This window comes from Polaromonas sp., assembly GCF_031411155.1.
Classification (GTDB): domain Bacteria; phylum Pseudomonadota; class Gammaproteobacteria; order Burkholderiales; family Burkholderiaceae_C; genus Polaromonas.
This window is the reverse complement of sequence record NZ_JANOAL010000091.1, coordinates 1-14,603: the sequence shown is the minus strand read 5'-3', so window position 1 is coordinate 14,603 and position 14,603 is coordinate 1. Positions and strand designations below refer to the sequence as shown.

Genomic DNA, 14,603 nt, shown 5'->3' with positions numbered 1-14,603 from the left:
CAAAAAGACCCGCTGCAGCACGCCGCGCTGACGCAGGCCGCCGGCAAGTCTTGCGTCACCCATGTCAAGGCCATGCTGGCTTTTCACGAAATGGGCATTCCCACGGTGGACTACGGCAACAACCTGCGCCAGGTCGCCAAGGACTTTGGCCTGGCCAATGCGTTTGACTACCCCGGCTTTGTGCCGGCCTATATCCGGCCGCTGTTTTGCCGCGGCGTCGGCCCGTTCCGCTGGGTGGCCTTGTCGGGCGACCCGGAAGACATCCGCAAGACCGACGCGAAGATGAAGGAGCTGTTCCCCGACAACAAGCCCCTGCACCGCTGGCTCGACATGGCCGAGCAGCGCATCAGCTTTCAGGGCCTGCCGGCGCGCATCTGCTGGATCGGCCTGGGCGAGCGGCATCTGGCCGGCCTGGCCTTCAACGAGATGGTGAAAAACGGCGAACTGAAGGCGCCGATTGTGATTGGCCGCGACCACCTCGACAGCGGCTCGGTCGCCTCGCCGAACCGCGAGACCGAAGCCATGCTGGACGGCAGCGATGCGGTCAGCGACTGGCCGCTGCTCAACGCCCTGCTCAACACCGCCAGCGGCGCGACCTGGGTCAGCCTGCACCATGGCGGCGGCGTCGGCATGGGCTACTCGCAGCATTCGGGCGTGGTCATCGTCTGCGACGGCACGCCCGAAGCAGCAGACCGCGTCGGGCGCGTGCTGTTCAACGACCCGGCCACCGGCGTCATGCGCCATGCCGATGCCGGTTACGACATCGCCAAGCAAAGCGCCAAGGACAACGGCCTGAATTTGCCGATGCTGGGCTGAAGCCGGCTGTCCAATTCCTTTCCTGACATTTTCTGATAACGACTGAGCACCTTATGAACATCCAACCCGGCCACATCACGCTGGCGCAATTGCGCGAACTTCATGCGGGCAGCGCCCAGCTGTCCATAGCCCCTTCGGCCACCGAAGGCATACGCGCCAGCGCCGCGCTGGTGCAGCAGGCCGCGCAGGGCGGCGCCGCCGTCTATGGCGTGAACACCGGCTTTGGCAAGCTGGCCAACCAGCGCATCGCGCAAACCGACCTGGAGACCCTGCAGCTGAACCTGCTGCGCTCGCACGCCGTCGGCGTGGGCGAGCCGATGCCCGAGCGCGTGGTGCGGCTGGTGCTGCTGCTAAAAGCCGCCAGCCTGGCGCGCGGCTTTTCGGGCGTGCGCGAAAGCGTCATCGACATGCTGCTGGCCCTGTACAACCAGGGCCTGACGCCGGTGATTCCGTGCCAGGGCTCGGTCGGTGCCTCGGGCGACCTGGCGCCGCTGGCCCATCTGTGCCTGCCGCTGATCGGCGAGGGCGAGGTGTTTTTCCGGGGCGAGCGCATGGGCGCCGCCGCCGCGCTGAAGCAGGCCGGGCTGGCGCCGATACGCCTGTCGGCCAAGGAAGGGCTGGCGCTGATCAATGGCACCCAGGTCTCGACCGCGCTGGCGATTGACGCCCTGCTGGCGACCGAGCGCCTGTTTGAAGCGGCCGTGATCTCCGGCGCCGTCACGCTCGATGCCGCGCGCGGCAGCGATGGCCCGTTCGATCCGCGCATTCACGCGGTGCGCGGCCAGCCCGGGCAGATTGACTGCGCCGCCGCCTACCGCGCGCTGATGGTGGGCAGCGAGATACGCCGCTCGCACCTGGAAGGCGACGACCGGGTGCAAGACCCCTATTGCCTGCGCTGCCAGCCGCAGGTGATGGGCGCCTGCCTGGACCAGATGCGCTACGCAACGCAGGTGCTGGTGCGCGAGGCCAATGCCGTCACCGACAACCCGCTGGTGTTTGCCGAAAGCGGCACGCTGCTGTCGGGCGGCAATTTTCACGCCGAGCCGGTGGCGCTGGCGGCCGATGCGCTGGCCGTGGTCATCGCCGAAATTGGCGCCATCACCGAACGCCGCATCGCCATGCTGGTCGATACCGTGGCGTCGCGCCTGCCGGCCTTTCTGACGCCCGAGCCCGGCCTCAATTCGGGTTTCATGATCGTGCATGTGACCGCCGCCGCGCTGGCCTCTGAAAACAAGTCGCTGGCGCATCCGGCCAGCGTCGACAGCCTGCCGACCTCGGCCAATCAGGAAGACCATGTGAGCATGGCGACGTTTGCCGCGCGCCGCCTGCAGCCGATGCTGCGCAACACCGAGTACATCGTGGCGATCGAGCTGCTGGCCGCGGCCCAGGGCATCGAGTTTTTGCGGCCGCTCAAGAGCTCTGCCGCGGTGGAGGGCCTATTGCAACTGGTGCGCTCGGTATCGCCGGCCATGATGCTGGACCGCAGCCTGGCGCCCGACATGGAACGGGTGCACCAGCTGGTGGTGCAGGGCCGCATCGGCGTGGCCGGTGAAGCGCAGATCGCCGAGCTCAGCGCGCTGCGCCTGGCCTGAACTGCCTGACTGCCCTCGTTTGGAGGTAGAAACAGGCTACAGCCCTTACATTAATTGCGTTTTACGCTATTAATTTGATAGCATTTCTTGCGTAAAAAAACCCGGCACTGCAAACGCAGCGCCGGGTTTTTTAATGAGGTCCAGCCGCTTCAGTCCCGCGCCCTGAAGGCCGGAACTCCAGGCTGGCTTACTTCATGCCAAATTTGGCCTTGGCGTCGTTCTGGCAGGTGTCCTTGGCGGCACCGGCCAGGCTGTCGCAACGCTCCTTGGCCACCTTGTAGTCGGCTTCGCGTTTTTCGGCGTTGGCATCTTTCTTGGCGTCCATTTTTTCGGTTTTTGTTTTGCCGGGATCAGCGGCGACCATGGCCATCTTGGCATCTTCCTTGGCCTTCACATGCATCGCCTTGGCTTCCTTGACACAGACATCCTTGGTGTTGCCTTTCATGTCGTCGCATTTTTCCTTGGCGGTGTCGTAGGCTGCGTCACCCTTGGCCAGAGCAATTTTTTCGGTATTTTTCGGGCTCGGCTTGTACTGGGCTTCGAGCTCGGCCTTGGCGACCTTTTCAGCGCCCTTGGCTTCAGACACGCAAATATCCTTGGCATTGGCTTTCAGGGTGCCGCATTTGTCGCGGTTGGCCTTGTAATCGGCGGAAACCGTGGCCTTCTGCGCCTTGTATTCGTCCTTGGTCATCGCCATGGCGTTGCCGGCAAAGGCGCAAGACACGGCGGCGGTCAGCATGAGGAGTTTGATGTTCATAATGAGTCCTTGGGTGAGCGTTGATGTGAGGTAATTTGAAGAAACCGGAAACGGGCTTTCGTTCCCCGGCGCCAGTCAGTAGCGTTCAAAGAAGTTGGTGGGGTTGCGTCCGTGCCAATCATCAAGCTGCTTCTCGGCCTCGTCCTTGGTGATGCCGTGGCGCTCCTGAATCTTGCCCAGCAACTGGTCACGCTTGCCGGCAATCACATCCAGGTCATCATCGGTCAGCTTGCCCCACTGCTCCTTGACCTTGCCCTTGAACTGCATCCAGTTACCTTCTACACGATCATTGTTCATGCTGCTCTCCTGAAAATGTTGATGAATCCGCCCTGGGCCTGTTGGGGGGCCGGAACGGCTGTCGCAAGTCTTCTGGGTGCGACATGGTTACACGATACTTTTGATCGGGCGCGTGCGCGGTAGTCCCGCGCATTCGCTGCACGTAGGCTCATGCTTACAAATCGGCGCGCGCCCTGCGGCCGGGGGAAAGGAAGGGACTACCGGGCGCGCAGCGTGCGGCTCAGCAGCAGCACCGGCAGCAGGCCCACCAGCACCAGCGCCAGTGCCGGCAGCGCCGCCTCGCCGAGCCGTTCATCGCGCGCCAGCTGGTAGGTGACGACGGCCAGCGTGTCGCTGTTGAACGGGCGCAGCACCAGCGTGGCCGGCAGCTCCTTCATGACATCGACAAACACCAGCAGCCCGGCCGCCGCGACCGAGCGCTTGAGCAGCGGCCAGTGCACCCGCGCCAGCAGGCCGGCGCCGGTGCTGCCCAGCATGCGCGCGCTGTCGTCAAAGCTGACCGGAATGCGCGAATAGGCGCTGTGCAGGGTTTGCAAGGCGACGGCGCTAAAGCGCACCAGATAGGCCCAGACAATGCCCAGCACCGTGGCCGTGACCCAGTAGCCAGCGCTGGTCTGCGGCGCCGCCGCCTGCAGCCAGCCCACGGGCAGCAGCAGGCCGACCACGATGACGGCGCCGGGCACCGCATAACCCAGACCGACCAGCTGCACCGCGGCGCGGGTCAGCAGATGCGGCTGGCGCCGCAGCGCAAAAGCCAGCCCCAGCGCCAGCGCCGTCGCCAGCGCGGCGCTCAGGCTGGCCAGCCACACGCTGTTGAGCGTCCAGCCCAGAAACTTGTCCCACAGCAGGTTGTCCCAGCCCAGCACCAGCGGACGCAGCATGAACAGCACCGGCAACACAAAGCCCAGCGCAATCGGCGCGGCGCAGACCAGCCACGCCAGCAGCGCGCGTCCGCCCCGCAACTGCACCGGCGCTGCATCGGCCGCGCCGGCCCGCCCACCACGGCTGGCGGAAAAGCGCATGCGCTTTTGCGCGCTGTGCTCGATCTTGACCAGCACCGCCACCACGATCAGCAGCACGGTCGCCAATTGCGCGGCGGCAATGCGGTTGTCCATGGACAGCCAGGCCTTGTAAATCCCGGCGGTAAAGGTCTGGATGCCGAAATAGCTGGCCACGCCAAAGTCGGCCAGGGTTTCCATCAGGGCCAGCGCCACACCGGCGGCCACGGCCGGACGCGCCAGCGGCAGGGCCACACCGCGAATCCGGCGCGACAGCGGCGCGCCCAGCAGGCGGGCCGCTTCCATCAGGTGCACGGCCCGCTCCGACAGCGCGGTGCGCGCCAGCAGATACACATAGGGATAGAGCGCCACGGTGAACACCAGCACGGCACCGCCCAGGCTGCGCACCTCGGGCAACAGCCGGCCTTGCCAGCCATAGGCCGCCCGCAAGCCGGTTTGCAGCGGCCCGGCGTACTGCAAAAAATCGGTGTAGGCGTAGGCCAGCACATAGGCCGGCATGGCCAGCGGCAACAGCAAGGCCCATTCAAACAGGCGCCGCCCCGGAAACTCGAACAGGGTGACGGCGCTGGCCGTGGCCATGCCCACCAGCGCCACCCCCAGGCCGACGCAGACACACAGCAGCAGCGAGGTCCAGGCGTAGTCGGGCAACACGGTTTGCAGCATCTGCCTCAGGATGGACCAGGCCTCGTCATTGAACTGCAGCCAGGACAGCGCCACGGCGAGCACCGGCAGCGTCAGCAGACCGACCAGCACGACCAGAAAAGCAGCAGGAAGAAAACGAGGGCGCATGGAAACCTGAAGAAAGGCCCCGATGGACAGGAGCATTGCCCCCACCCGCGTGCGCCATGGTTTTGCAGACAGTCACTGCAAATGAGAATTGTAAGCATCTACAATCGATTTCATGTTTCTGCAAGTCTCCCAGCTTGGCGTGCACTATGCGGGCCGCTCCAGACCGGCCGTTGACGGCGTTTCGTTCAGCCTGCAGGCAGGTGAAATCGGGGTGTTTATCGGCCCGTCGGGTTGCGGCAAGACCACCTTGTTGCGCGCCGTCGCCGGGCTGGAGCGCGCGCAGTCGGGCAGCATCCGGCTGGCGCAGCAAATCGTCAGCAGCAGCGGCATCCATGTGCCGGCCGAATCGCGCCGCATCGGCATGGTGTTTCAGGACTACGCGCTGTTTCCGCACCTCAATGCGGCGCACAACGTCGGTTTCGGGCTGATGCACCTCACACCGGCCCAGCGCGCGCAGCGGGTCGGCGAAGTGCTGGAACTGGTCGGTCTGGGCCAGGTGCACAAGCGGTTTCCGCACGAACTTTCGGGCGGGCAGCAGCAGCGGGTGGCGCTGGCGCGCGCGCTGGCGCCGCAGCCGCGCCTGCTGTTGCTGGACGAGCCTTTTTCGAATCTGGACGTCGACCTGCGGGAGCGCCTGGCGCACGAGGTGCGCGGCATCCTGAAAGCCGCCGGCGCCACCGCCCTGTTCGTGACGCATGACCAGCTCGAAGCCTTTGCCATTGGCGACCGCATTGGGGTGATGCACGAGGGGCATCTGCACCAGTGGGAAGACGCCTATGCGCTGTACCACCGCCCCGCCACCCGCTTTGTCGCCGACTTCATCGGCCACGGCGTGTTTGCGCAGGCACACATTGAGCAGCTGGGCGCTGAAGTGGTGGTGCACACCGCACTCGGCGACCTGACCGACATGCAGGAATGCCCCCTGCCCGATGCCTATGCCGGCGGCTTATGCGATGTGCTGCTGCGCGCCGACGACATCGTCCATGATGACAATGCGCCGGTCAAGGCGCAGATTCTGCGCAAGGCGTTTCGCGGCTCCGAATTTTTGTACACGCTGCGGCTCAAGACCGGGGAAACCGTCATGGCGCATGTACCGTCGCACCACGACCATGCCCTGGGCGAATGGGTGGGCATACGCGCCGAGGTCGACCATGTGGTGACTTTCCCGCGTGAACCCGAAGACTCATTGCCGGGCATTGCCCTGCAATGACCGCCGTGCGTCAAGGGCTCTGACGCAGGCGCTCGATTTCTCCCCGCAGGGCCTGCGCCCATGAACGCCGGGTATGGCCCTGTGCGGCCTGGGCCTCGCCAAAAGTCACCACGGCTTTCAGGCCGGTCGCGGTCAGGGTGCGCCAGATCGATCCGATCAGGGTTTCGTCGCCCACATAGCTGGGCGCAAAACTGACCTGCCCGCTGGCGGTGTCGATGAACCTGAGCGCCACCGGTTGCACCGGCACGGATGCCTCGATCGCGGCCTGGATCAGGTTGGCATGAAAGGGCAGGAGCGTGATGCCGTCCCCCGTCGTTCCCTCGGGAAACACCGCCAGAATGTCACCGCTACGCAAGCGCTCGGCCATTTGCCGCACCAGCCGATGCGCATCGCGGCGCGACTCGCGCTCGATGTACAAGGTTCCGGCGCCATTGGCCAGGGTGCTGACAAACGGCCAGGCCTTGACATCCGACTTGGAGACAAAGCGGCAATGGCGCGACGCATGCATGACCAGAATATCCAGCCACGAAATATGGTTGGCCACCAGCAACACCGGACCCTGGGCGGGCGCCGAGCCCTTCACTTGCAGCTCAATGCCGACAATGCGCAGCATTTCAGCCGCCCAGGCCTGAACGCGGCCCTCTTGCTCAACCTGCTCCAGCCTGGGGAAAATGGTTTTGATGATCCAGAAACCGTGCACGGCATGCACCATGGCCCGCAGCAACTTCCAGCTCACGCCCAGTAGCTTCATGCCTTGCCCGATGCGGAACAAGGCCGCTTAAAGCGCCGATTCAAGGCGCCGCTTCGTAAGCGACCTGGCCACCCACCAGCGTCCAGCGCACCCGCGCGCCCAGCTGGTGACCCGAAAACGGCGTGTGCTTGCCCTGGCTGCGCAGGCTGGCCGGCTCGATCATCCAGTCGGCTGCCGCGTCAAACACGCAGATATCGGCCACCCCGCCCCTGACCAGGCGGCCGGCACTGGCCTGCAGCGTTCCCAGCGCAGGGCCCAGCACGCGCGCCGGTTCGCTGGTCAGCACCGCCAGCGAGCGCAGCATGCCGGCCTGGCTGTCGGCACCCCATTTGCAGGCCAGGCCCAGCAGTAACTCAATCCCGGTAGCTCCCGGTTCGGCCTCGGCAAACGGCAGGGTCTTAGCGTCCTCATCGACCGGCGTGTGGTCTGACACCAGCGCGTCAATCGTGCCATCGGCCAGGCCGCGCCGAATCGCATCCCGGTCGCGTTGCTGGCGCAGCGGCGGGTTCAGCCGCATGCGGCTGTCGAAGTAGCCAATGTCCACATCCGTCAGGTGCAGGCTGTTGATGCTGACATCGCAAGTTACGTTCAAACCCTGGGCCTTGGCCTGTGCCACCAGCGCCACGCCGGCGGCACTGCTGATGCGGCACAGATGAACCCGCGCGCCGGTGGCGCGCATCAGCTCGAAAATCGTGTGCAGCGCAATGGTTTCCGCCGCCACCGGCACGCCGCTCAGGCCCAGGCGCGTGGCCAGCGCGCCACTGGCGGCGACACCCTGGCCCAGATGCATTTCCTGCGGACGCAGCCAGACGGTATAGCCAAAGGTGGCCGCGTACTGCAGGGCGCGTGACAGCACCTGGGTGTTGGCCAGCGGCACTTCGGCCTGGCTAAAACCGACACAACCCGACTCGGTCAGTTGCACCATCTCGGTCAGCGCTTCACCCTTGAGGCCGCGGGTCAGTGCGCCCAGCGGAAAGACGCGCGACTGGTGCAGCTTTTCCGCGCGGAACTTGAGCATCTCGACCAGGCCGGGCTCGTCCAGCACCGGATCGGTATCGGGCGGGCAGACCAGGCTGGTGACGCCGCCGGCCACCGCCGCGGCCAGTTCGCTTTCCAGCATGCCCTCGTGTTCATAACCGGGCTCGCGCAGCCGGGCCGACAAATCGATCAGGCCGGGCGCCACGATACAGCCGCTGGCGTCGAGTGTTTTGTTGGGAGCGAAATCGGCGGCGGTATTTTTCAGCGACACGATGCGCCCGGCGGCAATGGCCACATCACCGACTTCGTCCAGTCCGCTGGCCGGGTCGATCACCCGGCCGTTTTTGATGAGAAGTTTCATGTTACTTTTCGGAAAAATTCATTCAGCCAAGAGAGAAAACCACACGCAACGGGCGAAATTACCCCGTCCCTTTCAACAGGGGCCGCGGAACCGGCTTAGCCGGGCCGCAGGCGCAGCGCCCCCTCGGGGGGCAGTGAACCACACGCAGTGGGTAGCGTGGGGGCCACACTCATGCTTCATTCCCCGCCACGATGCCCATGACCGCCATGCGGACCGCGATGCCGAAGGTGACCTGCGGCAGGATGACGCTTTGCGTACCATCGACCACCGCCGAATCAATTTCCACACCCCGGTTGATCGGACCGGGGTGCATGACGATGGCGTCGGGTTTGGCCAGTTGCAGCTTCTCGTTGGTCAAGCCAAAGCTCTTGAAAAACTCCTGGCTGCTGGGCAGCAGCGCGCCCGACATGCGCTCGTTCTGCAGCCTGAGCATGATGATCACGTCGGCGCCCCTGATGCCTTCTTCCAGCGTGTTGCAGACGCGCACCCCCATCTGCGCCATGTCGGCCGGCACCAAGGTTTTGGGCCCGACCACCCGTACCTCGGGGCAGCCCAGCGTGGTCAGGGCGTGGATGTCGGAGCGCGCCACGCGCGAGTGCAGCACATCGCCGACGATGGCGACCGTCAAATTGCTGAAATCTTTTTTGTAATGCCGGATGGTGTACATGTCGAGCAGGCCCTGCGTCGGGTGTGCATGGCGGCCATCGCCGGCATTGATCACATGCACATGCGGCGCCACATGCTGGGCGATCAGGTAGGGCGCGCCGGATTCGCTGTGGCGCACCACAAACAGGTCGGCCGCCATGGCGCTCAGGTTGGCGATGGTGTCCAGCAGCGACTCGCCCTTGGAGGCCGAGGAACGCGCGATGTCCAGGTTGATGACGTCGGCCGACAGCCGCGTCGCGGCGATCTCAAAGGTGGTGCGGGTGCGGGTGGAGTTCTCGAAAAACAGGTTGAAAACGCTCTTGCCGCGCAGCAGCGGCACTTTCTTGACCTCGCGGTTGTTCACCGACACAAAGTTGGCGGCAGTGTCCAGAATCTGCGTCAGCGTGGCCTTGGGCAGGCCTTCAATCGACAGCAGGTGAATCAGCTCACCGTTTTTATTGAGTTGTGGGTTTCGTCGGTACAACACGCGCTGGACTCCTCTTTGTCTTTTTATCTCTTGCTTACCGGTCCTGGACCTGAAAGCTGAAGCGGCCATGTTCATCGCGCGCCAGCTCCAGGCTTTGCGACGCCGGCAGCGTGACGCGTGCCACGGCCAGGTCGGGCTGCACCGGCAACTCGCGCCCGCCCCGGTCCACCAGCACCACCAGCTTGACGCTGGCCGGCCGGCCGTAGTCAAACAGTTCATTGAGCACCGCGCGCAGGGTGCGGCCGGTGTAGAGCACGTCGTCCACCACAATCAGATGGGCGCCGTTGACATCAAAAGGCAGCAGCGTCTGCCCGCTGGAGGCCAGGCCGCGCTGCGAAAAATCGTCGCGGTGCATCGATGACGACAGCACGCCGGCATCCTGCGCCAGGCCCAGGTCCTTTTGCAGGCGCTGCGCCAGCCAGGCGCCGCCAGAGGCCACGCCGACCAGCAGCGGCGGCTGCTGATAGGCGGCCAGTTGCAGCCGCATGCTGCGCAGCAACTCGCTGTACAGCGCCTCGGCGTCCAGGGTCAGACTGCTCACGGAAGGCTCCTTAAAAATTGCTCAAGAATGATGCAGGCGGAGGCCGCATCGGCGTCTGTCGCCCCGCCGGCCAGCGCTTCGGTCGTGCTGTAGCGTTCGTCGACCTCAAATACCTTGAGGCCAAAACGTCCGCGCAGCTGCCGGGCAAATTTTTGCGCACGCAGGGTATTGTCGTGGCTGGCGCCGTCGGGATGAAACGGAATGCCGACCACCAGCGCATCGGGCTGCCATTCCCTGATGCGCTGCTCGACCGCCTTGAAGCGGGCATCGCCCGCGGCGGCAATGGTGGCTTGCGGCGTGGCGGTGCGGGTCAGCGCGTTGCCGCTCGCCACGCCGGTGCGTTTGAGTCCGAAATCGAAAGCCAGAAATGTCTGAAGACCCGCCACCGAAGTGGGCGCCGTCGCCAGGCTCATGCGTGCCCCGCCTCGGGCGACAGCATCCAGCTTTGCAGGCCCAGCAGCATCAGCGCCTTGTCGTAACGCTCGGCCACCGGTGTGTCGAAAATCACCGCAATGTCGGCAGCCACGGTCAGCCAGCTGTTGTCCGAGATCTCCGATTCCAGCTGGCCTTCACCCCAGGCCGAGTAACCGAGCGAGACAAACACCTTGCGCGGCCCGGCCCCGGTGGACAGTGCTTCCAGCACATCCTTGGAGGTCGTCATCTCCAGCCCGCCCGGAATCGTCATGGTGGAGGCGTAGACCGATTCATTGCCGGGCATCATCGATTCGTGCAGCACAAAGCCCCGCTCGGTCTGCACCGGCCCCCCCTGGAACACCGGGGTGTCGCTCAGGTCGTCGCGGTGCAGCGGCAGTTCAACCTTGTCAAACAGGCGCTTGAGGTTGATGTCACTGGGTTTGTTGATGATCAGACCCAGGGCGCCCCGGTCGCTGTGCTCGCACATGTAGATGACGCTCCTGGCAAAAGCCTCATCATTGAGCCCCGGCATGGCAATCAGGAAGTGGTGTGTCAGGTTGATCTGTTCGAAATCCTTGGCCATGCGGGGATTTTACGCGTACTGCCAGGCCAGGGCGGTATCTGAGGATCTGCCAACCACTTCGCTACCATCAACCCATGCCAAAAAAATACCAGACCGGCCTGATGTGGTTCCGGCGCGATTTGCGGGCGCAAGACAACGCCGCGCTTTTCCACGCGCTGAAAGCCTGCCATCGGGTGTTTTGCGTCTTCGTCTTCGACCGGGACATTCTGGATGCCCTGCCCCGAGCCGACCGGCGCGTCGAGTTCATCCGGGAGTCGCTGCTGGACCTGGACGGCCAGTTGCGCGGCCTGGGGCATGAAAACGGCGTCACCGATGCCGGTTTGCTGGTGCTGCATGACCGGGCCAGCGCTGCCCTGCCGGCACTGGCGGCCAGGCTGGCGGTGGATGCGGTGTTTGCCAACCATGATGACGAGCCGCAGTCGCTGGCCCGCGACGCCAGCGTGCAGGCCCGGCTGGAGGCCCAGGGCGTGGCCTTTCACAGTTTCAAGGACCACGTCATTTTTGAGCGCAGTGAAGTGCTGACGCTGGCCGGCAAACCCTACAGCGTGTTCACCCCCTACAAAAATGCCTGGCTGAAAAAAATCGACCGCTTTTACCTCACGCCTTATCCGGTTGAAAAGTACGCGGCGGCGCTGGCCAGCGCGGCCGCCGAGGCAGACCGGGGCATACCGACGCTGCAGGCGCTGGGATTTGAAAAGACCAACCTTTCGGCGCTGAAAATCCCCATCGGCAGCCGGGGCGGTGCCACGCTGTTGGAGGATTTTCTGGGTCGCATCGCACATTACGACGAAAAGCGCAATTTTCCGGCGGTCAAGGGCCCCAGCTATCTGGGCGTGCACCTGCGCTTTGGCACCGTGTCGATACGCGCACTGGCGGCGGCCGCCCTGTCGCAGCAACAGGCCGGCAACGCGGGCGCCGCCAGCTGGCTCAGCGAACTGGTCTGGCGCGATTTTTATGCGCAGATTCTGAGCAATTTTCCGCATGCCGCCAGCCAGGCCTTCAAGCCCGACTACGACGCGATTGCGTGGGAACAGGGTGACAAGGCCGATACGCTGTTCCAGGCCTGGTGCGACGGCCAGACCGGCTATCCGCTGGTCGATGCGGCGATGGCGCAAATCAACCAGACCGGCTATATGCACAACCGGCTGCGCATGGTCAGCGCCAGCTTTCTGGTCAAGGACCTGGGAATAGATTGGCGCCGGGGCGAGCGTTACTTTGCCGAAAAGCTCAATGATTTTGACCTGTCGGCCAACAACGGCGGCTGGCAATGGGCGGCCAGCACCGGTTGCGATGCCCAGCCCTATTTCCGCATCTTCAACCCGGTCAGCCAGAGCGAAAAATTTGATGCCGACGGCAGCTTCATCCGCAAATACCTGCCGGTTCTGGCCGGGCTGCCGGCATCAGCGCTGCACAGCCCCTGGTTGGCCAGACCGCTCGATCTGGCCGCCGCAGGGGTGGTGCTGGGGGAAAACTACCCGGCGCCCATCGTGCAGCATGACGAGGCGCGGGCGCTGACGCTGCAGCGCTACGCGGTGGTCAGGAAGCGTGACCGCTGAACGCCGCCCTGTTGCTATTGTTTTTATAGCTAAATATACGCGTCATTCTTGGGCTAGAGGCACTTTTCATGCCGAAACAGCGGTTTCGGCGGCGCAGTAGTGTCGCACCAGGCTGATCAACTCGTCTTCCGAATACGGTTTGCCGAGGTAGTGGTCAACGCCGAGCTCTTTGGCGTGCTCGCGGTGCTTTTCGGCAATCCGTGAGGTGATCATGATGATGGGCAGCTTGCTCAGGGCGGCATCGGCCCGGATGTTGCGCGCCAGGTCAAAGCCATCCATGCGCGGCATTTCAATATCGGACAGCACCACCGCCGGGCGCTCTTCCTGCAAGCGCTCCAGCGCCTGCAGCCCATCGGCCGCCATGGCAACGCGGTAACCTTCGCGCTGCAGCAGGCGCTGGGTCACGCGCCGCACCGTGATCGAATCGTCCACCACCAGAATCAGCGGGATTTGCGGCGCCACCGTCACCAGTGCGGGCGCATTGGCCGCATCGCCACTGAGGGCTTCGAGCATGTGCGGCTCGGCCCGGTCAGAACTCCAGGCGCGGGCTTGCTGGCCGTACACCGAGGCCAGCGCCACCGGGTTGTAGATCAGCACCACCGCACCCGACGGCAGCACCGACATGCCGGCCAGACCCGGCAGGCGCGACAGCTGCGGCCCCAGGTTTTTCACCACCACCTCGCGGTTGCCCAGCACTTCATCGACGTGCAGGGCGATGCGCTGGGCGGCGCTTCTGAAAACCACCAACGGCGTGGTTTTGGACTGCGCTTCGCTGCTGTGCTGGGAAGACTGCAGCAGCGCGCCCGACCAGAAGAAGGGCACCGCCTCGCCCGCCACATCCAGCGTGCCGCCGTTGTAAGCCTGCTGCAGTTCCTTGGCGGAAGCGCGTCGCACGGTTTCCACCAAATTCGAGGGCACGCCCAGCGTCAGCTCGCCCGAGCGAATCATCACCACCTGCGTCACCGCCGTGGTCAGCGGCAGCACCAGCTTGAAGTGGGTGCCCTGACCGGACACGGTCGAGGTTTCAATCCGTCCGCCCAGTGAATTGACTTCGGACCGCACCACATCCATGCCGATGCCGCGGCCGGCGAGTTCGGTCACTTGCGCGGCCGTGGTAAAGCCCGGCATGAAAATCAGGTTGGCCGCCGCCTGGTCATCGAGCGGCTGCTCGGCCGTCACCAGGCCCTGGCTGACGGCCTTTTCGCGAATGCGGTGCAAATCCAGGCCGGCGCCGTCATCGCTGAAGTCCACCGACACGTCGTTGCCTTCGTGGCGAAGATGCACGGTGATCAGCCCGACCGGGTCCTTGCCGGTCGCGGCGCGGCCCTGCTGGCTTTCAATGCCGTGCACCACGCAGTTGCGCAGCAAGTGCTCGAAGGCCGGCATCATGCGGTCCAGCATGCCGCGGTCCATCTCGATGGTGCCGCCCAGCAAATCGAGCCGCACCTGCTTGCCGGTTTCCTTGGAGGTTTGCCGCACCACGCGGTACAGCCGGTCGGAAATCGCTTCGAACTCCACCATGCGGGTGCGCAGCAGGTCGCGCTGCAGCTCGCGGGTCTGGCGCGCCTGGGCGATCAGGTCATCCTCGGTCGCTTCCACCGTACGCTGCAGCGTGCGCTGCACCGTCGCCACGTCGTTGACCGACTCGGCCATCATGCGGGTCAGCTCCTGCACGCGGGTAAAGCGGTCGAATTCCAGCGGGTCGAACCCGGCCTGGGCTTCCTTGGTCTGGGCCAGGCGCGACTGCATCTGGGTTTCTGCCTGCAGTTCAATGTCACGCAGTTGCTGGCGCAGGCGGTTCAAGTTG

At 64.7% G+C, this 14,603-nt stretch carries 14 protein-coding genes; 4 read left to right on the top strand and 10 right to left on the bottom strand.

The window, feature by feature from the left end; all coding sequences use genetic code 11:
- Positions 1–816 (top strand): urocanate hydratase (gene hutU / locus RMO23_RS05760; protein WP_309679379.1); only part of this gene is annotated, 816 nt, incomplete at its 5' end.
- Positions 817–869: 53 nt separating this feature from the next.
- Entirely contained in the window at positions 870–2,408 is a 1,539-nt protein-coding gene (gene hutH, locus RMO23_RS05755) for a histidine ammonia-lyase (protein WP_309679377.1), read from the top strand.
- A gap of 187 nt (positions 2,409–2,595) precedes the next feature.
- Here the strand turns inward: hutH and RMO23_RS05750 are convergent, their stop codons facing one another.
- From RMO23_RS05750 to RMO23_RS05740, 3 genes are all read right to left on the bottom strand, one after another.
- Positions 2,596–3,165, bottom strand: a complete 570-nt coding sequence (locus RMO23_RS05750; protein ID WP_309679375.1) for a hypothetical protein — start codon at positions 3,163–3,165, stop codon at positions 2,596–2,598.
- 75 nt (positions 3,166–3,240) lie between these two features.
- On the bottom strand, positions 3,241–3,462 hold the full coding sequence (locus RMO23_RS05745) for a CsbD family protein (protein WP_309679373.1): 222 nt from the start codon (positions 3,460–3,462) through the stop codon (positions 3,241–3,243).
- A gap of 197 nt (positions 3,463–3,659) precedes the next feature.
- Entirely contained in the window at positions 3,660–5,270 is a 1,611-nt protein-coding gene (locus RMO23_RS05740; protein WP_309679371.1) for an iron ABC transporter permease, read from the bottom strand.
- Positions 5,271–5,382: 112 nt separating this feature from the next.
- Between RMO23_RS05740 and RMO23_RS05735 the strand changes: the two genes are divergently transcribed.
- Positions 5,383–6,480: an ABC transporter ATP-binding protein gene (locus RMO23_RS05735; RefSeq protein WP_309679369.1), complete on the top strand. Its 1,098-nt coding sequence runs from the start codon at positions 5,383–5,385 to the stop codon at positions 6,478–6,480.
- 10 nt (positions 6,481–6,490) lie between these two features.
- On the opposite strand, the gene RMO23_RS05730 is transcribed toward RMO23_RS05735, so the two are convergent.
- The 6 genes from RMO23_RS05730 to RMO23_RS05705 all read right to left on the bottom strand — a co-directional run bounded on the left by RMO23_RS05730 (position 6,491) and on the right by RMO23_RS05705 (position 11,240).
- Positions 6,491–7,231, bottom strand: a complete 741-nt coding sequence (locus RMO23_RS05730) for a lysophospholipid acyltransferase family protein (RefSeq protein ID WP_309679367.1) — start codon at positions 7,229–7,231, stop codon at positions 6,491–6,493.
- Positions 7,232–7,271: 40 nt separating this feature from the next.
- Positions 7,272–8,570: a dihydroorotase gene (locus tag RMO23_RS05725; RefSeq protein WP_309679365.1), complete on the bottom strand. Its 1,299-nt coding sequence runs from the start codon at positions 8,568–8,570 to the stop codon at positions 7,272–7,274.
- A gap of 169 nt (positions 8,571–8,739) precedes the next feature.
- Entirely contained in the window at positions 8,740–9,702 is a 963-nt protein-coding gene (locus tag RMO23_RS05720) for an aspartate carbamoyltransferase catalytic subunit (protein ID WP_309679363.1), read from the bottom strand.
- 34 nt (positions 9,703–9,736) lie between these two features.
- Entirely contained in the window at positions 9,737–10,243 is a 507-nt protein-coding gene (pyrR, locus tag RMO23_RS05715; RefSeq protein ID WP_309679361.1) for a bifunctional pyr operon transcriptional regulator/uracil phosphoribosyltransferase PyrR, read from the bottom strand.
- Positions 10,240–10,656 carry a Holliday junction resolvase RuvX gene (gene ruvX / locus RMO23_RS05710; protein WP_309679359.1) on the bottom strand — a complete coding sequence of 139 codons (417 nt, stop codon included), beginning with the start codon at positions 10,654–10,656 and terminating at the stop codon, positions 10,240–10,242. Before ruvX ends, pyrR begins: the two co-directional genes overlap by 4 nt.
- Positions 10,653–11,240: a YqgE/AlgH family protein gene (locus RMO23_RS05705; RefSeq protein WP_309679357.1), complete on the bottom strand. Its 588-nt coding sequence runs from the start codon at positions 11,238–11,240 to the stop codon at positions 10,653–10,655. The genes ruvX and RMO23_RS05705 overlap by 4 nt, the downstream gene beginning before the upstream one ends.
- Positions 11,241–11,314: 74 nt before the next feature.
- On the opposite strand from RMO23_RS05705, the gene RMO23_RS05700 reads away from it, so the two are divergent.
- Complete coding sequence (locus RMO23_RS05700) at positions 11,315–12,796, top strand: deoxyribodipyrimidine photo-lyase (protein ID WP_309679355.1); 1,482 nt, start codon at positions 11,315–11,317, stop codon at positions 12,794–12,796.
- Positions 12,797–12,862: 66 nt separating this feature from the next.
- On the opposite strand, the gene RMO23_RS05695 is transcribed toward RMO23_RS05700, so the two are convergent.
- On the bottom strand, positions 12,863–14,603 hold a 1,741-nt coding region (locus RMO23_RS05695), incomplete at its 5' end, for a response regulator (RefSeq protein ID WP_309679352.1).